The 19,357-nt window shown below is 40.8% G+C and carries 14 protein-coding genes and 1 pseudogene; 11 read left to right on the top strand and 4 right to left on the bottom strand.

Annotation, left to right across the window (positions count from 1 at the left end; translation table 11 throughout):
• Positions 1-54 precede the first annotated feature (54 nt).
• Complete coding sequence (locus ACVBDU_RS12155; RefSeq protein ID WP_447180025.1) at positions 55-1,065, bottom strand: SMI1/KNR4 family protein; 1,011 nt, start codon at positions 1,063-1,065, stop codon at positions 55-57.
• Between the two features lie 604 nt (positions 1,066-1,669).
• Between ACVBDU_RS12155 and ACVBDU_RS12150 the strand changes: the two genes are divergently transcribed.
• Together ACVBDU_RS12150 and ACVBDU_RS12145 are read left to right on the top strand one after the other, a co-directional pair.
• A complete protein-coding gene (locus ACVBDU_RS12150; protein WP_447180024.1) occupies positions 1,670-2,008 on the top strand; it encodes an SMI1/KNR4 family protein in 339 nt (112 codons plus the stop codon).
• 204 nt (positions 2,009-2,212) lie between these two features.
• Positions 2,213-3,118, top strand: coding sequence for a DUF6892 domain-containing protein (locus ACVBDU_RS12145; protein ID WP_447180023.1), 906 nt, complete (start codon positions 2,213-2,215; stop codon positions 3,116-3,118).
• Positions 3,119-3,223: 105 nt separating this feature from the next.
• Here ACVBDU_RS12145 and ACVBDU_RS12140 read toward each other — a convergent pair.
• A pseudogene (locus ACVBDU_RS12140) lies at positions 3,224-3,573 on the bottom strand (transposase).
• 75 nt (positions 3,574-3,648) lie between these two features.
• Positions 3,649-4,236: an RNA polymerase sigma factor gene (locus tag ACVBDU_RS12135; RefSeq protein WP_447180022.1), complete on the bottom strand. Its 588-nt coding sequence runs from the start codon at positions 4,234-4,236 to the stop codon at positions 3,649-3,651.
• 104 nt (positions 4,237-4,340) lie between these two features.
• Here ACVBDU_RS12135 and ACVBDU_RS12130 point away from each other — a divergent pair, with 104 nt between their 5' ends.
• The 9 genes from ACVBDU_RS12130 (at position 4,341) to ACVBDU_RS12090 (ending at position 17,523) form a co-directional block, all read left to right on the top strand.
• Positions 4,341-5,504 carry a FecR family protein gene (locus ACVBDU_RS12130; RefSeq protein ID WP_447180021.1) on the top strand — a complete coding sequence of 388 codons (1,164 nt, stop codon included), beginning with the start codon at positions 4,341-4,343 and terminating at the stop codon, positions 5,502-5,504.
• Between the two features lie 229 nt (positions 5,505-5,733).
• A complete protein-coding gene (locus ACVBDU_RS12125) occupies positions 5,734-8,976 on the top strand; it encodes a TonB-dependent receptor (RefSeq protein ID WP_447180020.1) in 3,243 nt (1,080 codons plus the stop codon).
• Between the two features lie 23 nt (positions 8,977-8,999).
• The gene (locus tag ACVBDU_RS12120) at positions 9,000-10,466 is read left to right on the top strand and encodes a RagB/SusD family nutrient uptake outer membrane protein (protein WP_447180019.1); all 1,467 of its coding nucleotides are present in this window, start codon (positions 9,000-9,002) and stop codon (positions 10,464-10,466) included.
• Positions 10,467-10,520: 54 nt separating this feature from the next.
• A complete protein-coding gene (locus ACVBDU_RS12115) occupies positions 10,521-12,200 on the top strand; it encodes an FAD-dependent oxidoreductase (protein ID WP_447180018.1) in 1,680 nt (559 codons plus the stop codon).
• Between the two features lie 7 nt (positions 12,201-12,207).
• Positions 12,208-13,653, top strand: coding sequence for a carbon starvation CstA family protein (locus ACVBDU_RS12110; RefSeq protein WP_447180017.1), 1,446 nt, complete (start codon positions 12,208-12,210; stop codon positions 13,651-13,653).
• The gene (locus tag ACVBDU_RS12105) at positions 13,646-14,383 is read left to right on the top strand and encodes an SGNH/GDSL hydrolase family protein (protein ID WP_447180016.1); all 738 of its coding nucleotides are present in this window, start codon (positions 13,646-13,648) and stop codon (positions 14,381-14,383) included. Before ACVBDU_RS12110 ends, ACVBDU_RS12105 begins: the two co-directional genes overlap by 8 nt.
• 16 nt (positions 14,384-14,399) lie before the next feature.
• Positions 14,400-15,239: a sialate O-acetylesterase gene (locus ACVBDU_RS12100; RefSeq protein WP_447180015.1), complete on the top strand. Its 840-nt coding sequence runs from the start codon at positions 14,400-14,402 to the stop codon at positions 15,237-15,239.
• A gap of 41 nt (positions 15,240-15,280) precedes the next feature.
• Positions 15,281-16,978, top strand: coding sequence for a GMC oxidoreductase (locus ACVBDU_RS12095; protein ID WP_447180014.1), 1,698 nt, complete (start codon positions 15,281-15,283; stop codon positions 16,976-16,978).
• 104 nt (positions 16,979-17,082) lie between these two features.
• Positions 17,083-17,523: a gluconate 2-dehydrogenase subunit 3 family protein gene (locus ACVBDU_RS12090; protein ID WP_447180013.1), complete on the top strand. Its 441-nt coding sequence runs from the start codon at positions 17,083-17,085 to the stop codon at positions 17,521-17,523.
• A 613-nt stretch (positions 17,524-18,136) separates the two neighbouring features.
• Here ACVBDU_RS12090 and ACVBDU_RS12085 read toward each other — a convergent pair.
• Positions 18,137-19,060 (bottom strand): LLM class oxidoreductase, encoded by a 924-nt coding sequence (locus ACVBDU_RS12085; protein ID WP_447180012.1) that lies wholly within the window; start codon positions 19,058-19,060, stop codon positions 18,137-18,139.
• Positions 19,061-19,357 lie beyond the last annotated feature (297 nt).

Here is a 19,357-nt window from a genome sequence, read left to right as displayed (position 1 = left end):
TACATATGACTTTTATTGTCTGATAAATAAGCTGGAAGTCCTTCTTTGGTATTGCTAGATCAGGCTTTCTAAAAAAGCACTTAAACTTTCTGCTTCCTGATAGCCTATTTCCTGATCGGCACCAAAACGAATGACTTGCCCGGGTTTACCTTTTTCTGTGGGTGCAAAGTCCAGTCCGATGAAATTCCCGTTCCGCAAGTCAAAAAAAGGAATCCAGTACGGAGTGATATACATCGTCAGAGTCTTCCCTTCATTTTCACTATAAGTATCCAGCAACTCTTCCTGTGTCCAGTCAGTATAGATGGTTTGCCAGTCTTTCCATTCCTTTACGATGTTTTCCGCACTCATAAATGCCGTGTTTTCCACTCCATTATGCAGGGTCAAAAAGGCTTTCAGAATTTCGGGAAATGCAAAACCGGATTCAGATTCAAATTCAGCATAAACCGCTTCGTTATCTGCTGGTGGAATAACCTTAAGATTGTTAGCAGCTACCAACTTTTCAAAGTGTTCTTTAACCGTTGTGAAGTCGGTTTCTATTTTAAAACTGATATAAGGCGCTATAAAATCTGCTTTCTCTTTCGCTAATTCTTCTGCAATAAATGCATTGGGAATAAACTTTGAAATAAACAGGCCTGTGTCTTTAAAAATAAGATCTGATTTGTAATTGGAAACAGGCTCCATACTGTACTGGTTTTTACCAAAATGAAAGAGTTTAGCACTCACCTTCGCAGGTTCTATTCTATCTTTTTCTATCACCCGAAACCAATCTCTGAAAACTTCTGTTTGTTTTAGTTCTACGGTTACGATTTCCTTACTTTTCAAATAAGCAATACCGTAGTATTTAAAATTAAACACGTAATCCGGTGTAAGCATGAGCACTTTAAGAACAGGCTTTTTTGAATAATTTTCAAAAGCTTCTAAAAGCGCATCTCTAAATGTAAAACTGTTTCTAAAATCCTCAGGATCCGACATAGCATGAAGGGTATCAATTTCAATAATATCAAACCGAAAATCCTCCCATTTCTTTAGGTCAAGTGTATCGTTATAAGCGACAATAGTTCTCATGTAATCTCTTTTTTATAGGGTGCTAAGGTACCCGGGAATACCGGAAGGCGTATCCCTGAATGGGGTGATTTTAAAAAATAAGGGGTGTTTTGGAGGCTAACATTTGATAGTCAACTACCTCGGGGCAAGAGACATTCAAAAGAAACAAAATATAAATTCATTCCCGATGCATCCCGATGGTTATCGGGACGGAGCATAAATTTCACTTAGCGAGTTAATCCTTTTCCGGCACCATCAAAACCTAAATCTAATACAATACTCCACGTGGCTATTTACAGTATAATTTCTACTTCAGTATCTGTGCTATCTGATGCAGTGCCTCCTGAACCCGGTTCGTTATTTTAAATGCTATTTAAAAGAATATATCAAGCTTTATATAACTACTTCCAATTTCTACGAATGTATAATATCCCTGAAATCGGTTACTTCATTTTGAACATAAGATGCCACTTTTGTAGTAACTAATAAGGAAATATAAAATTAATTTAACCGCTGTTTATCATGAAACTAGAATCAAGCGAAATTTTTAATCAAGAACTTCCCTGTTCTTACATTAAATTTCTTAAAGAAAATCCTAATGCCGAAATAAAAATTAAAGGCAGATATGATTCTCGTACATGCAAATATGATGGGTGAAGAAGAATTATTAGAAAGGTGGAAAATGAATGGCGTTGGAGAAGCTGCCAACTATGAATGTTTAAAATTACATACACACGTTCAAAAAGAAGTCGGAGAAGCTCAATTTGCCCATTCTGTCCATTATGGCAGAGTCAATTCAGAACGTGTGGCAGCAGGTTTTGTTATAGGTCGGGAAAACGGAGACTACTTATATTTAGATCCTGGTTGTAGTTTCTCTGTTTGGGCTTATTATCACGATGGCGGAGAAGTCACAAAAATTTCAGGCTCTTTTGATAAATTCTTAAAAAGCAGAAAGCCGTTATAACTCCGGACTGCAAGTCCGGAGGTTAGAAAGTGGCAATCCTGCCCGCCCGGCGGGGAAATTGCCATAGTTATTAGGTTACTAGGTTATTTAGGCACAATAACTGAATAACCGATTAACTAAAGTAGCTGCAATAGTCCCGATCCCGATAATATCGGGAGAAGGGTTTTAACCTTCAACTTAATAATAAATCATTAAACATCACGTATGATCACATTACGTTTATCTTCAGATCTTTTCCAAATTAATACTATTTCAGTAGAATTTCCAATTCCTATAGAACATTTAAGAAGCATCATTGGGAGCGATCATAGCGCATTTAAAGCAAAAAACCATACCCTTTGCACTTGGAATGAATTAGGAATTATAGCGTATTCAAAAGATGGAGAGATGGTTGAAGCATTAAGCCTGGAATTAGAACTCCAGAGCTATACGTTTAGTCCTAAAAAAACATTCACAGGAAAGTTCTTTTTTGATGATGAAGAAATTACAAGTTATTATAATGCCCATAAAGATAAGCGTGTAAAACTTTTTAATGGGGATTCATCCGGTGCCTTGGTCTTAAATAACATTAGCGCTTGGTTTGACACTAATGAAACAAATATTAGAGCTATTGAAGTCAGAACATACAAAGCTTATTTTCGTGGAGAGGGTATCCCCAAAGATAAATATAGTATTGAAAAACCGGAGGAAGAGGAAATCACTTTTGTAGATTTTGGGTTTAAACTATCTGTCATACAGGAATTAATGTATAACAAAGAATTAATCAAACCTAAATTTGATTTGCATGAGTTTGTAAAGTGGTATCCTAAAAGAGAAATTGATCTTGAAGAAGAAGGATATGAACCAATTGAAGAAGTGACCCGGTATTTTAAAGAGTTGCCAATTCCCAAAAGATTGGCTACAGCAGTAACGGAAATTTATCAAGATGGGGGGAACGATATTTATTTAAACCTAGTATGCTTTGCTGAAGGCTGGGAAGATTATTGGGATATAGAAAGCAGTGAAGACGCTAAAAATTTTCCAAACCTAAAAAAAGCAACTTTATGTTATGCAAAAGAATCTATTGTTGATGAGTTTAATAAAATAGGAATAGACGCACAATGGCTATAATCTTTGTGCGTCTATAATTTTGAAAGTTCGGGGGGGAACGATCATCTTTATTGTCCGTTATTCTATTTTCCATTCTTAATTTTTTCTAGCATTTTCCCGGCTTTTTTATTTAATTCTATGAAGCATCAGCCTGATCATTGCAATTTGCACCATTGCTTCTGCTGTATCTGTATGATATTCAAAATCTTTGCTCAATCTTCTGTGACTTTCGAACCAGGAAAAGGTTCTTTCCACAATCCATCTCTTGGGCAAGACCTCGAATTTCATCTGGTTGTTGGTTCTCATCACAATTTCAAGGATAAATTTATATTTTTGTTTGACCTTATCAATAAGTTCCCCTCGATACCCTCCGTTGGCAAAGACTTTGACCAAAGTGTAGCACTGTTGCTGGAGTTTTTCTAAAACTTTATAGGCTGCTTTACTGTCGTGCTGTTTGCCGAATGGACTACAACCACTAACAATAAGCCTAAAGTATCTACTACAATATGTCGCTTTCTGCCTTTAAAATATCAGATCATGGATAATAATAGTTATTCAGAGATCAAATTGGGATTGAAAAATATAAATAAAAATGACTCATACTTATCTCCAAGCTTTTGTCTAAGAATCGAAAAGGCATTCGTTATATGAGCTTCCACAGTTTTGATGGAAATATTCATATAGTCTGAAATTTCCATGTTAGTAAGTCCTTCCCTTTTGCTAAGGGTGAAAATTTCACGACATTTTTTCGGCAAGTTTTGAATTTCCATGGTGACCTGTTCAATTATTTTCTCCAGTGCTTCTTCATCCATTGATCCGGCAACTTCATTTAATAACCCGTAATGGGAATGTTCCAATGGAATTACTCTTTTGTTCCTGCGATATTCCATCAAGAACTCATTGTAAGCTGTCTTGTATAAAAATCCTTGTAAGGAAAATTCGGGATTCAGTTTTTTTCTAAAGTGCCAGGTTTTAATAAAAACATTCTGTACGATATCCTCAGAAGTGGAGTGATCATTTCCCAATGCCAGACAATAAGAATATAATCTTTGGTGGTATTTATCCACTAAGTACATAAATGCTCTTTCATCTCCATCCTTCAGATATTTAACAAAAGTTTTGCCGTCTTCAAAATACATAAACTGCTTTTTTTAAATGCAAAATATGACAATATTAAAAAAAATTATCAAAAATATAAGGGTATTATAAATTTCACGCATAATATTATTGAAGTTAAGAAATCATGGGAAATAAAAAATTCGAGCATTTTTTAGTAAAGTATCTGCACAGAACGGCTACTGAGGAAGAACTGGATATGCTGGATAAATGGATTCAGAATCCAGAACATAAATCAGTGCTTAAAGGGCTGATAAAAGTATTATTTATTACTCAAATTGCTATGAATAAACCTGATTCCAATAAAATAAAGGATACCCTAAGGAAAGAAATAAAAAGAGAGGGAGAAAGAACGAAAAGACTCCGAAGAGGCAAATATATCCGATATGCGGCAACGGTGATGATTCTTCTCTCCCTGGGATATTTTTTGATGCAACCTTTGTCAACTGAGAAGTCTTTGCATAAAATTTCAATGCCATCCGATAGTGAGATCACTCTTGAATTGAGTAATGGTAATGTTGAAGTTATTTCAGAATCAGCAGATTCAAGATTAGTAAGTGAAAAAGGAGCTTTTATCGGAAAACAAAAAGGAAATAGAATAACTTATAATAAAAAAACAGAGGACCCGGATGTATTTTCATATAATCAATTGACCGTACCTTATGGAAAGAGATTTGAGCTGGAACTTTCGGACGGGACAGTAGTCTATTTAAATTCAGGATCTTCCTTAAAATATCCTGTGAACTTTCCGAAGCATAAGGAAAGGCTGGTTTATTTATCCGGAGAGGCATATTTAGATGTTGCAAAAGATACCGGGAGACCTTTCATTGTTAACGCCAATACTTTAAACATAAAGGTTTTAGGCACACAATTCAACATTTCTACCTATCCGGAAGATCAGACGACTGATGTTGTTCTGGTTGAAGGTTCTGTCTCTTTAGATATTGAGAATACTGATCTTCCGGAGCATAAATCTGTTCTTCTAAAGCCAGGTTTTAAAGGAAGTTTTGACAGAAGGGAAAACAATATCACCACAAAAGCGGTAATTACGGACACTTATACTTCCTGGATGAAAGGAAAGTTGATTTTTAGAAATATGACTTTCGAGAATATCTTAAAAAAACTGGAAAGACATTATAACGTTACAATTATCAATGAAAATCATAAGTATAGGGATAAAAAGTTTAATGCAAATCTTGGAAATGAACCTATTGAAGAAGTATTGAAGTATTTTAAAAACACCTATGATATTGAATATAAAATTAATGACCGACATATAACCGTTAAATAAACTTAAATTTTTCGCCTATGTATAAATAGAAAAACACCTGAAAACTTCCGATTTCAGTGACGGAGTTTAGTCATTTGATCTACAAAAAAAATCGGGAAATGTTGGCGCATTTCCCGATTTAGACAAAATGGTCAGACTTAAAGTATAACCACATCAATATTACAAAATTATGAAAATTCCTCTGAACCGTGCCAGGAAAAGACCTGCGTTGGTCAAATTTGATTTAAGAATGAAAATCAGTTTACTTTTATTGTTTACGGGTGTGTTTGCAATAAGCGCCCGAAATTCATATTCACAGAATACGAAAGTATCTGTTGATCTAAAGAATGTAACTGTAGAGAAATTCATCGATTACATTGAAAAGAAGACGGAATACAGGTTCCTGTATTTGATTGACGATATCAATCTACACAGGGAAGTTACCGTTAAAGTCAGGAATGAAAAGATTAATATTATTCTGGATAGGATCTTTTCAGGCTCTGATACCACATATTCGATTGAAGACAAGCAAATATCCCTGGTCAGAAGGTCTGATCAGGCAAACAGGTCGCAGCATACTATCGCACAATACGCAATAAGCGGCAGGGTTATCGATAGTACAGGTACTGTTTTGGCAGGGGCCAATATTATCGAAAAAGGGACCACTAATGGAACACAAACCGATTTTGACGGAAATTATTCCATAAATGTAGCCGGACCTGAATCTGTACTTGTTTTTAGTTACGTAGGGTTTCAGTCCCAGGAAATTAAGGTGGGTGATAAAACCTCCATTAATATAACCCTCATAGAAAGTGCAGAAGGACTGGAAGAAGTGGTGGTTGTAGGCTACGGTTCCGTAAAACGGACAGATGTCACAGGAGCTGTTTCAACCGTTAACTCAAAAGACCTGACTGCCTTACCGACGTCCGACGTCCAACAAGCCCTAAAAGGAAGGGCTTCCGGGGTCAGGGTTGTTCAGAATTCCGGACAGCCGGGGGCTAATGTCCAGATCCAGATACGAGGTGGTAACTCCTATTTAGGGGATAATAATCCTTTATATGTAGTCGATGGTTTTCCCATAGTTGGAAGTATTTCCTTTCTGAATCCCTCCGATATACAGTCTATAGATATTCTGAAAGATGCTTCGGCTACCGCTATCTATGGCTCCAGGGGAGCAAACGGTGTGGTTATGATTACCACTAAAAAAGGGACGAAAGGACAACAGGGCAGAATAGATTACCAGAGTTATTATGGGGTTCAGCAAGTCATAAAAAAATACAACATGATGAATTCTTCCCAGTTCACAAGATTTGCTAATTTACGGGCTATTAATGAAAGTGTAGCGGAGCCCTTCGATCCGGACAACCTTCCTGAGGCCGATACAGACTGGCAGGATGAAATTTTCAGGTCGGCTCCAATCCAAAGTCACACGCTTACATTCTCCGGGGGGAATGAAAAATCTTCCTATTCCGTTTCCGCCAATTACTTCGACCAGGATGGAGTAATTCTAAACTCCAGTCTTAAAAGAGGGTCCCTGAGACTTGCACTTAATCAGGATGTAAATGACTGGCTTAGATTAAGTACCGATGCGGTACTAACGCGCTGGGAAAATAATGATGCCAACGTCAATAACGGTTCTGGCGGAGGAAATAATATTTTTGCTGCTGCACTTGCCGCACCACCAACCATTGCACCTTATGATGCAGAAGGAAATCTAAACGAGGTGGGCATATATCCCTTCAGTCCCGTAGTTATCAATAACCCCCTGGCTTATGCGGAAATCCTGGATCGCCAGTATTCTACCAGGGTATTGGCTAATATTTCTGCCGAGTTCAGACTTAGCGATCGTTTGAAACTTAAGATACTGGGAGGTACGCAACAGGCATTTACCGAAAGTAATTATTATTCTCCCTCTATCATTACAAATCGTACACCGACAGGTTATGGACTCACCGACATGACCAGAAGCATTTCTTATTTGAACGAGAACATCCTTACGTATGACAGGCAGATCGGGAATAATGACAGGCTGAATGTTGTTGGAGGTTTTACCGTCCAGACTTTTCAAAGCAAATATAACGGGTCCAGCGCCACTGGTTTTGCGACCGACGAGCTACAAAATAATGCGCTGGGTTCGGGGAGCAATACTCTTCCTAATAGTTCTTCTATCACGGAATGGACCTTGTTATCATGGCTGGGAAGAGTAAACTACCATTTAAACGATAAATATCTGTTTACGGCAAGTATAAGAGCGGATGGATCGTCCAGATTTGGAAAAAACAACAAATGGGGAATCTTTTCTTCAGGTGCATTCGCCTGGAAAATCAAGAACGAAGAATTTCTAAAGGACTGGGACCCCCTGTCAGATTTGAAACTGAGGATCGGATACGGAGAAACCGGAAGTACAGCCATCGATCCCTACAGATCCCTGAATTCCCTCGGGCAGACCAGGGCTACATTCGGGAATTCCGATGTGATAGGATTTGCAAACCTTTCCGCCCCTAATCCTGATTTAAAATGGGAAACCACAACTCAGCTTGGTATTGGCCTGGATGTAGGATTTATCAATGACCGTTTCAGGTTTACTATAGATTACTACAATAAAAAGACCACAGACCTTCTCGCGATAATTCCCCTACCGGAATCTGTCGGATACAATTCATTGATCACTAACCTGGGAGAAGTAAGAAATTCCGGGATGGAATTCAGCCTCGGAGCACTGGTTTTTGATGGTGATTTTAGCTGGGACATTTTCGGACAATTGTCCTTTAACAGGAATAAGGTAATCACCATAGGACAAGATATATTAGGAGGTCCTTTGGATATTCCTTTTGCTGCTCCTATAAACATTGCCGGGGAAGGAGAACCCCTGGGAATGTTTTACGGGTTTGTAGAAGATGGCTATGACGATCAGGGTGTAATTAATTACAGGGACCTTAACGGAGACGGACAAATCTCCAACGAAGACCAACAGATCATTGGAAATCCGTATCCCGATTTTATCTATGGTTTGAATAATACCTTTAATTACAAAAATTTTGAGCTGAATATTTTTGTAGAAGGATCTCAGGGAAATGATCTTTTCTGGGCTACTGGTGCAGTGGTAGCAAACTCTCTGAGCGAAGGAGGAAATCAGCTCTCAGACTTGTCCGATAATTATTGGAGTCCACAAAACACGGATGCCCGCTATCCGGCACCAACCGCCAACCGCTCTCAATTCAGGGTCTCCGACAGGTTTATTAAAGACGGATCTTATCTGCGGTTAAAAAATATCAGGTTAGCATACAACCTGCCTGTCTGGGATACGGGGCTTCCCATCAAATCCCTGCAACTGTATATCAGTGGACAAAACCTCATTACACTAACTAATTATCCCGGGCTGGATCCGGAAGTAAATACCCGGGCAGCCCAGGGGGATCTAAGAATAGGGATCGATCAAACAGGGTATCCTTCTTCCAAGATCTTTACCCTTGGTTTGAACTTACAGCTGTAACTAACCGCCATAAACCTATAAAAATGAAAAGAATACAAATAATCATAGTTTTAGTCTTATCCCTGGCATTGGTCAACTGCGGGGATGAATTAACCGAAGACCCCAAACACTTTCTGGTAAAGGAGAATTTTTACAGAAATGAATCCGATGCTTTTTCAGCTTTAACAGCTGTATACAGTACTCTCGGGCAAGATGGAGGGTTTCCGACAATCTGGTATATGGCCATGCTTGAAAACAGGGCCGATTATTCTAATGGCAGGGGAAGTCAATCCCCGATGAGTGTCTATGACCTCCCTCTCGATAATAGCAATCAAAGCAGGATGTTCGATGCCTATGCCGATATCTACAGAGGAATCAACCGTGCAAATGCCGTACTCGACAATGTCCCCGGAATTGATATGGATGAGGCGCTAAAGAAGCGATATATTGCCGAGGCCAGGTTTTTAAGGGCTTATTTTTACAGTAATCTGGTAAAGTATTGGGGAGGTGTTCCCATAAGAGATCACGAGTTTACTGATCTTAAAGATATTGCCACACCGAGAGCTACAGTTCAGGAAACATGGGACTTTATTATTAAGGACCTGGAAGAGGCCATACCAGACCTTTTCACTTCATTTCCGGATTCTGAAAGTGGCCGTGCTACACGTTGGGCGGCAAAAATGCTAATGGCCGACGCCTATCTGAATACCGAAAAATGGCAGGAAGCAAGTGACCTGGCCGACGAAGTCATTACAAGCGGGGCTTTTTCACTGGTTGAAGTGAACGAAGCAGAAGATTTTATGCAGATATATGGTCCGGGAGTTAATACACATTCAGAAGATATTTGGTCAATTCATCACAGCGGAACAAACGGACAACGCATACCTACTTATATAGGAGATCCCGGCATGGGCTATTCTGTAGGGGGCTTCAGGGGATGGGTTCCTGTGGAAAATTCCGTTTTTGGAAGATGGAACGAAAACGACCTTCGGAAAGAATTTAACCTGTTCTCCTATAGAATTATTGATGGCGATACGGTTTGGGTTAACCAGGAAACTCCCGTTCTGTTCAGAAAGTTCAGGGATCCTGATGCTCCGGATACTAATAACAGCAGGAACAATGTACCCGTTTTCAGACTGGCGGAAGCCTATCTTATTTATGCCGAAGCAGCCAGTGAATTAAAAGGCCAGCCGGATAATATGGCATTGGAAAGACTCAATATGATTCGAAGAAGAGGATACGGATTGGACCTGAACAGTCCTTCCGGAATAGATTATCCTTCAGGGATGTCGGCTTCGGACTTCAAGGATAAGGTTTTAGATGAAAGAGCATTTGAGTTTGTCCTGGAAATGAAAAGATGGAACGACCTCTTAAGAACCGGTAAGGCACAACAGGCCATTGAAGCTACAGGGAAAGCATGGAATGACGTGAGCCTGCTTTTACCCCTTCCCGTAAATGAGATCAATAATAACCCTGCCCTGAGTCCGAGTGACCAGAATCCGGGGTATTAAGAGAAATACGGATAGTACTATCCCATACTTATTTTTTAATTTAAAATCTTCAAAATGAATCCGAAAAAGGCTATACAAGTACTCCTGATCATCTTTTTCAGTATATCATCTCATGGGCAAATCCAAAAAGGCGCTCCGGCAGTGGAAGCAGATGTTGTAATCTATGGCGGGACTTCGGCAGCTGTTATTGCTGCGGTCCAGGTAAAAAAAATGGGGAGATCCGTAGTTGTAGTATCTCCCGATAAACATCTTGGCGGTCTTTCCTCTTCCGGGCTGGGATATACCGATACGGGAAATAAAAGTGTAATAGGCGGCCTCGCCAGAGAGTTTTATCAGCGGATCTATAATTATTACCAGGAATCTTCCACCTGGAAATGGCAAAACAGGGAATCCTATGGCAACATTGGGCAAGGAACCCCTGCTATTGACGGGGAACACAGGACAATGTGGATATTCGAGCCGCATATAGCAGAACAGGTATTCGAGGATTTTATAAAAGAACACGAAATTACCGTTTACCGGGAAGAATATCTCAACAGGGAAACCGGGGTCGAAAAAACCGGGGACCGGATTAACACCATAACAACGGAATCTGGTCTTAAATTTAAGGCAAAGGTATTTATAGATGCTACTTACGAGGGAGATCTCATGGCCTCTGCAGGAGTTTCTTATACGGTAGGAAGAGAATCTTGTGATACTTATAAGGAGCAATGGAACGGCATCCAGCCCGAAGTATTTCACCATTCCCATCATTTCGGGAATTTCGGGATAAGCCCCTATAAAGTACCCGGAAACCCGGAGAGTGGGCTGCTTAAAGGAATCTCTCCGGAAGCCCCGGGAGAGAAATGCGACGGAGACCACAGGATACAGGCATACTGTTTCAGGGTATGTATGACCCGGGTAAAAGAGAATCGAATTCCTTTTGAGAAACCGGAGGGCTATGACCCGGAACAATATGAGTTACTGGTCAGACTGTACGATAAAGGCTGGAACGAGACTTTTAACAAGTTCGATCCTGTCCCTAATTTAAAAACAGACACCAATAACCACGGCCCTTTTAGTACAGATTATATAGGAATGAATTACGAATATCCCGAAGCCGGTTATCCAAAACGCAAGGAAATCGTCAAAGCTCATAAAACGTACCAGAAGGGACTGTTTTATTTTATGGCTACAGATCCGCGTATCCCGGAGGAAGTCCGGAAAGAATTCGGACAGTGGGGCCTTGCCAAAGATGAATTTGCGGATAATGGCCATTGGCCCTATCAGATTTATGTCAGGGAAGCAAGAAGAATGATAGGGCAATATGTAATGACCGAGCACGAAATCCTCGGAAAAAAACCGGTACCCGACCCGGTAGGCATGGGATCTTATACCCTGGACTCTCACAATGTACAAAGGTATATCACCAGGGAAGGTCATGTGCAGAACGAAGGGGATATCGGGGTGCATCCGGATAACCCGTACCGGATTTCACTTGGCGCTATTCTACCAGAAAAAAAAGAATGTAACAACCTTATTGTGCCGGTAGCAGTTTCAAGTTCCCATATAGCCTTTGGGTCTATTCGAATGGAACCCGTGTTTATGATACTGGCGCAAAGTGCTGCCACTGTCGCCGTTATGGCTATTGAACATCATAGCGCCGTAGTTCAGGACCTGGAGTACGGGCCACTCAGAAAACAGCTTGAAGCTGACGGGCAGGTCCTTGAATCGACATCATCGCAAAATCATTAGTCCGACCATGATTTCATTTATAATATCCATATGCGTACTTATAGCCGGTTATTTTCTCTATGGAAGTTTTGTTGAAAAGATCTTTAAAGTAGACCCGGATCGTTCTACTCCTGCCTACAGGCTAAGGGATAATGTTGATTTTATTCCCTTGCCGACCTGGAAGGCTTTTTTGATACAGTTTTTAAATATTGCCGGACTGGGGCCGATCTTCGGAGCCATTTCCGGGGCAATGTTCGGCCCTTCTGCATTTTTATGGATTGTCCTGGGTTGTATTTTCGGCGGGGCCGTACACGATTATTTTTCCGGAATGCTATCGTTAAGACACAACGGGTTAAGTATTAGCGAGGTTGTAGGAATTTATCTGGGGCCTCACACCAAACAGGTAATCCGGCTGTTTACGGTAGTCCTTCTGATCTTTGTAGGTACTGTTTTTCTGGTCGGGCCTGCTAAAATTATAAATGAACTCACGGGAAATTTCGCAGATCAGTGGCTATGGGTAGCCATCATCCTCGTTTATTATATTTTATCTACCCTGCTCCCCATAGACAAGTTGATAGGGAAACTCTATCCCATCTTCGGGCTGGCCATGCTTATTATGGCTTTCGGCCTGTTGATCGCTTTATTGTCGGGCCGGTATGCCATTCCGGAAGTCACCTTCTCCAACCTTCACAATATGACGGGGAATCCCCAACAGACCCCCATGTTCCCTATACTGTTTGTCACTATTGCATGCGGCGCTGTTTCAGGATTTCACGCCACTCAATCGCCGATGATCTCAAGGTGTATCACCAATGAATCCCGGGGAAAACGGATCTTTTTCGGAGCCATGATCACCGAAGGTATCGTCGCTCTTATCTGGGCGGCGGCAGCAATGGTCTTTTTAGGCAACGTGGAAGGGCTCAATACAGCCATGGAAACAAACCATAATAACGCTGCATGGGCAGCCAATGAGATTGTCACCAAAATGCTTGGAAATATAGGAGGTGTGCTGGCCCTTATCGGAATTGTAGCAGCACCGATTACCTCGGGGGATACCGCTTTCAGGTCGGCACGCCTAGTCATAGCAGACACCTTTTCCCTGAAACAGGACAGCATACAAAAACGGTTATATATAAGCAGTCCGCTGTTTATCATTGCATTTTTACTGACTTTAGTAGATTTTGGCATAATCTGGAGATATTTTGCCTGGAGCAACCAATCCCTCGCCGTGGTGGTATTATGGACCGTAACCGCCTACCTGTATTACACCGGAAAATTCTATTGGATAAGCCTAGTCCCGGCGGTGTTTATGACCATGGTTTGTACCACTTATATCCTGATAGCCCCTGAAGGTTTTGAGTTGGATAACAACATTTCCTATATAGGAGGGGCCATAGCTACATTATGCGTTACAATTTTGTTCCGGATTTATGTACTCAAAGGGAAAACCGAATTTGAAATGGATTATGTGTGAATTTTTTAAAAAGAAAATCCAAATACTTATCCTGACGGGCATAAGTATTTTATCCCTTATCCGGGCATACGGACAAAATCATTCCGTGATCAATTCCGGAGTGTGCGGAAATACCACCGGGGATTTACTTGCCCGTTTAGATGCCGATGTATGGGAAAAACATCCGGACCTGATCCTCTTAATGATAGGCACCAACGATATGCTCAATACGTCGAAGATGATCTCCTTCAAGGAATATGAAGACAATCTCAGAACCATATTGAACGAGATCAAAGAACGGAAAATAGGGTGTATCCTGGTCAGCCCCCCTCCCGTGGACACTATTTATTTGTATCAAAGGCACGATCCGGAAATGTTCAAACAGGATCCCAACAGCAAACTGGACAGTATTACTTCCGTTATGAAAAAACTGAAAAACGTTTATGATTTCGGGATGATAGATCTGTATCACGTTTTTTCCCAAAAGAAAATACCTGTGCATAACCGGGACCGATTCATAAAAAATGAGTTGAATAGCGGTGAAAAAGACGGGGTCCATCCTACGGCTGAAGGCTATTACTTTATAGCAGAAAGGATTTACGAATATCTCATGCAAAACAACCTGATAGAAAACGGCATTAAGATCCTGTGTTTCGGAGATTCCATAACCTATGGAAAGCATGTAAAAGGGCAAGGCACTTCCCTGGGAGAGACTTACCCCGCCTTTTTACAAAAACTAATCGATAATTAAGAACGGAAATTTTATTATGACAATAAAAATCAATAGTCTGTGTATATGTTTACTGTTGCTGGTTCTGGGAACGGGGTGCCATAATACTAACAGGAAGAATAACGAAAAGGATGTTACAAAGAAAAACAAAAAAGAACCGGTCGGTCTCATCATTCTCGCAGGACAATCCAATATGGTGGGTGCCGGACAAAAAAAAGAGATCGATCATAAAGGGATAAATGAACATATCACCTATTACAATTTTGGGAAAAGCTCCAGGCTCTCCCCTGCTTCCGATAGTTCATTCGGGCCGGAATTAGGGATCTGCGATAAATTATCAGCATATTTTCCGGACAAGGAATTCATACTAATCAAATATGCTGTTGGTGGTTCTTCCCTGTATGATTGGGCCGTGAATTATGATCCCGAAAAGGTCGCTGCAATGGGAACCCCGGAATTTGGCAAGCTCTATGATTCATTGGTTCACCATACCTATCAGCTCACCAAGGGAAAAAAGATCAAACCGATGGCTCTGATCTGGATGCAGGGCGAGACGGACGCGAGATTCACAGCGGCCGGAAAAGATTACTATACCGGTTTCCGGAAGTTGATCGACAATATCCGTAAGGATATGGATCAACAGGATTTACCGGTACTATACGGCAGGATCAACCCGGTTATCGAACGATATCCCGGGGCCAAATTGGTGCGGGAAGCTCAGGAAAAAATAGAAAAAGACGTAGAACATGCCTATATGATTTCTACAGAGGGCCTTGACAAAAATCAGGATGAGCTGCACTATTCCTCCAAAGGGCAGATTGGGTTAGGACACCGGTTTGGAAAAGTGTTAACGGACCTTATACAAAAGAAAAATTGAGACTATTCAATCATATACAAACAAAAGATCAACCAACAAGAATGTACATCAATAAAAAAGGTAAAGACAAGAACACATACGATGCCATAGTCATAGGCTCCGGTATAAGCGGGGGCTGGGCAGCCAAGGAACTATGTGAAAAGGGATTGAAGACCCTGGTCCTGGAACGCGGGAGAATGGTAGAGCACATAAAGGATTATCCGACCGCCCACATGCATTTATGGGAATTTCCGCATAGAAACAGGCTGCCTCTGAAAGTGATCGAAGAAAACCCGATAGCAAGCCGATGTTATGCATATTCGGAAGATACCGAACATTTCTTTGTAAAAGACAGGGAACATCCTTATGAGCAGTCTAAACCTTTCGACTGGATACGGGGATACCAGGTGGGAGGAAAATCCCTGCTATGGGCACGTCATACCCAACGTTGGAGTGATCTGGATTTTGAAGCTAATGCCAAAGAAGGGATAGGAGTGGATTGGCCCATACGATACAAAGATATAGCTCCCTGGTACAGTTATGTTGAAAAATTTGCGGGGATCAGTGGAAACAGGGATGGCTTGCCGCAAATCCCTGACGGGGAATTTCTGCCTCCTATGGAAATGAACTGCCTGGAAACTTACGTAAAGGAAACCCTTTCCTCGAATTACAAAGACAGACACCTGGTAATTTCGAGAACTGCTAATCTTACCACACGGCACAACGAGAGAGGTCCCTGCCAATACCGGAATCTATGCAGGAGAGGATGTCCTTTCGGCGGTTATTTCAGCAGTAATTCCTCCACCCTGCCGGCAGCAGAGAAAACCGGGAACCTTACCATAAGACCCCATGCCGTGGTAGATTCTATAATTTATGACCGGGAAAAAGGTAAAGCAACCGGGGTAAGAGTCATAGATGCTGACACAAAAGTAGCTACCGAATACTTTGCCAAAATAATATTTGTAAATGCCTCCACCCTAAACTCCACCCTCATTCTGATGAATTCCAGGTCTGATCGTTTCCCCGACGGGTTGGGAAATGAAAGTGGAGAATTAGGACATAACTTGATGGACCATAACTATAATGCCCGGGTAGTCGGGGAATACAACGGCCTTAAAGACAAGTATTACGCAGGCAGAAGACCCACCAGTACGTATATGCCCCGGTTCAGGAATTTTAAGGAAGATAAACAAGTCGGATTTAAAAGGGGATATGCCTATTCCTGCGGCGGCTTTCGTCCTTCCGCAAGCGGCAAACAAGAGTCGTTGATAGGAAAAGAATTGAAAAAAGAAATGACCAGTGTCGGTCCCTGGATGTTTTCTATGCTTGGGATGGGCGAATGCCTTCCCTATCATGAAAATCGTGTTACCCTGCACCCGGACAAAAAGGATGCGTGGGAAATTCCCCTGCTCGTAGTGGATGCCGAATATAAGGAGAATGAAAAAGCTATGGAGAAAGATATGGTCATGTCCGCAATGGAAATGCTGGACAAGGCCAATTTTAAGAACATCCGGGACCTGAAAGAAAGACGGAATTTCGGGCTCAATATTCACGAAATGGGAACTGCCCGGATGGGCAGGGACAGAAAAACTTCCGTACTGAACAAAAATAATCAGGTTTGGGGGGCAGAGAACGTATTTGTCACCGACGGGGCCTGTATGACTTCCAGCGGATGTCAAAACCCTTCTTTAACTTATATGGCCCTGACCGCCCGTGCAGCAGATTTCGCCGTAAGGGAATTAAACAAAAGAAATTTATAGCAATGTTACGAAGAACCTTTTTACACCATGCAGGCCTATTAGGAGGAATAACACTAATTCCTTCATGGCTTTTATATTCCTGTTCATATGTACCAAAAAACAGGGTGAGCATTGAAGATGTTGAACTTTCTCTTCTCGATGACATAGGAGAAACAATTATCCCTGCTGCCGATGACATTCCCGGGGCGAAAGCTACCCGGATCGGGGAATATATGATCGTTATGGTAAAAGATTGTTTCAGGGATGAACAAAAGAAACTGTTCATTGACGGCCTCAACGATTTAGACCAAAAATGTGCAACTCAATATAACAGGTCTTTTCAACAATTGGCTCCTGATCAAAAACTCGAATTTTTGGGAAGATTGCAGGAAGAAGCTCTAAACTCAGAGGAAAAACACTATTTTGATATTTTCAGAAGCCTTACCATTAGCGGTTATTTCACTTCTGAAATCGGAATGGTACAGGCCAGAGCCTATGAGCCGATTCCCGGGCGATATATTCCCTGCATGTCCCTTGCAGAAGGACAAAAACCCTGGGCGATATAGCACCAAAATAATGACCCTTCAAAACTGGATAACAATATTTGGTCTCCCATACTCTATGACAACTTAAATTGCTTATCGAATGTGAGTTCCTTCGGAAATCTGACATTCAACAAAGCTAAAACATTTATAAAAACTAAAATAACTGCAATGAAATTGCAAGGTTTGAACCTTTAACCGGATAATCAATCACTTAACCAAGTTCGAATCCTGTTAAGCTATCTTGTAAGGTTTTCAAAGAAATAACAATACTTGACGAACAGCATGGTATAAAATGTTAAATTAAAGAGGCTAAATTTAGTTCGAACTCACAGATAGAATAATTTCATACAGTACATCATTCTGACTAACAGAATATTGGGTGCAAGTAAAAACGGGACATTCGTTCCCGTATTTTTATCTTTGTATGGTGGGATTATGCTACCATACAAAGATTTTACTATGGCTTATACAATACCGAAAAGATAAGATCGACCCTGTATTACAAGGGACCGATGCCATCGTGGACGTGGAAACATATCCGATATTGGGAAATATGCTTGCGCCCCTTCAGCAAGTACAGCGAACGGCACTCCCCTAGCCCTAGTAGCTATTTTTTCAAAGCAATGTGATTAAGTCAAGAAAAATTTGGAATTATTTTTTCACCAATTTCCTCTATCAATTCCTCAGCTGGTCGTGAGGCATATTTTAAATTCAACATCACGTGGTTTACACCATACATTTCCAATATTTTTAAATGGGCATTTAAATGTTCCGTTCCCGTTTTAAATCCGAGATGGATAGGTGTTGGTTTTGTTTTTGGATCTGTGGTCAGATCAACGTACAAGGATTGCATAAACGGTTTCCAATCGACCTTGTTATTTTTTAACGCATCCTTCCAGAGTTGCATCATTAGTTGCAGTTTTTTAAAATCTCTTGGATAATATAACCAACCATCTGAATGTTTTGCGATCCATTCCAAGGATTGTCCGGAATGTCCGGTCACAAACATTGGCGTTTTTTTGTGATACTTTGGAAGTAAATCAATTCCGCCATTGGTGTTGCCATAAAATTCTGAGGTGTATTTTGGGAAATCTTCCTGCAATGCCTTGATGTAGTGAAAACTATCTCTAAAAAGTTCTGATTTATGTTCCAACTGTTGATTAAACGCAGGATATTCAATAGGCCTATCTCCTGAAGCAACACCCATTACCAGTCTTTGCTTTGAAAGTACTTGAAGACTGTTCATTGATTTTACCGTGTGTACAGGATGGCGCAATGGCAAAATGATACTTGCGGAACCTAAAGCAATTTCGGCTGTGTGATTCATTATATGAGTCATATAAATCCAAGGGTCATACAACTGTCCGGCATCACCAAAATTTGGGTCGTTGAACGGAACATCTCTAAACCATAAAGCTTTAAAACCAAGTTCCTCTGCTCGTTTGGCCAATTGTTCTTGATTGTTCATTGTTGGAATGGAACCACTATAAGCTTCCAATGGAAACACAAGGCCCAAAGTCAATTTACCTTTGGTCGCAATTTTGGTAAAAGCACTCATTTGAATATTTTAATTTCCATGTTTCAGATAGTATTCTTGTTACTTTCTCTCGTTCATAGACATCTGTAACCTGCCCTTTTCTCGGACCATTGGTCAGACGAATTTTATTTATTCTAAATCTCCTCCCATATTTAAGTATCGGTCATATCTGGAGAATTCGGGTTATTTTCATAGTTTTCAATGTACTTGTTGGGAGATATCTCTCCCACGGAGCTGGTCGGTTAATAGCTGTTTATAGTCTTCTTTCCATATATCGAACTTTTCCTGGGTATCCTCCAAGAATCAGACTTAAAAATG

The sequence above is a fragment of the Sinomicrobium endophyticum genome (assembly GCF_052983315.1).
Note: the sequence above shows the minus strand (reverse complement) of the source record. Positions and strands in the feature narration are given on the sequence as shown.

What these genes read in the sequence shown, in the direction of transcription:
- ACVBDU_RS12085 (WP_447180012.1), bottom strand. Translation starts at nt 19,060, where the DNA reads ATGAGTGCTTTTACCAAAATTGCGACCAAAGGTAAATTGACTTTGGGC.
- ACVBDU_RS12110 (WP_447180017.1), top strand. Translation starts at nt 12,208, where the DNA reads ATGATTTCATTTATAATATCCATATGCGTACTTATAGCCGGTTATTTT.
- ACVBDU_RS12100 (WP_447180015.1), top strand. Translation starts at nt 14,400, where the DNA reads ATGACAATAAAAATCAATAGTCTGTGTATATGTTTACTGTTGCTGGTT.
- ACVBDU_RS12135 (WP_447180022.1), bottom strand. Translation starts at nt 4,236, where the DNA reads ATGTATTTTGAAGACGGCAAAACTTTTGTTAAATATCTGAAGGATGGA.
- ACVBDU_RS12095 (WP_447180014.1), top strand. Translation starts at nt 15,281, where the DNA reads ATGTACATCAATAAAAAAGGTAAAGACAAGAACACATACGATGCCATA.
- ACVBDU_RS12145 (WP_447180023.1), top strand. Translation starts at nt 2,213, where the DNA reads ATGATCACATTACGTTTATCTTCAGATCTTTTCCAAATTAATACTATT.
- ACVBDU_RS12150 (WP_447180024.1), top strand. Translation starts at nt 1,670, where the DNA reads ATGATTCTCGTACATGCAAATATGATGGGTGAAGAAGAATTATTAGAA.
- ACVBDU_RS12105 (WP_447180016.1), top strand. Translation starts at nt 13,646, where the DNA reads ATGTGTGAATTTTTTAAAAAGAAAATCCAAATACTTATCCTGACGGGC.
- ACVBDU_RS12155 (WP_447180025.1), bottom strand. Translation starts at nt 1,065, where the DNA reads ATGAGAACTATTGTCGCTTATAACGATACACTTGACCTAAAGAAATGG.
- ACVBDU_RS12125 (WP_447180020.1), top strand. Translation starts at nt 5,734, where the DNA reads ATGAAAATCAGTTTACTTTTATTGTTTACGGGTGTGTTTGCAATAAGC.
- ACVBDU_RS12120 (WP_447180019.1), top strand. Translation starts at nt 9,000, where the DNA reads ATGAAAAGAATACAAATAATCATAGTTTTAGTCTTATCCCTGGCATTG.
- ACVBDU_RS12130 (WP_447180021.1), top strand. Translation starts at nt 4,341, where the DNA reads ATGGGAAATAAAAAATTCGAGCATTTTTTAGTAAAGTATCTGCACAGA.
- ACVBDU_RS12115 (WP_447180018.1), top strand. Translation starts at nt 10,521, where the DNA reads ATGAATCCGAAAAAGGCTATACAAGTACTCCTGATCATCTTTTTCAGT.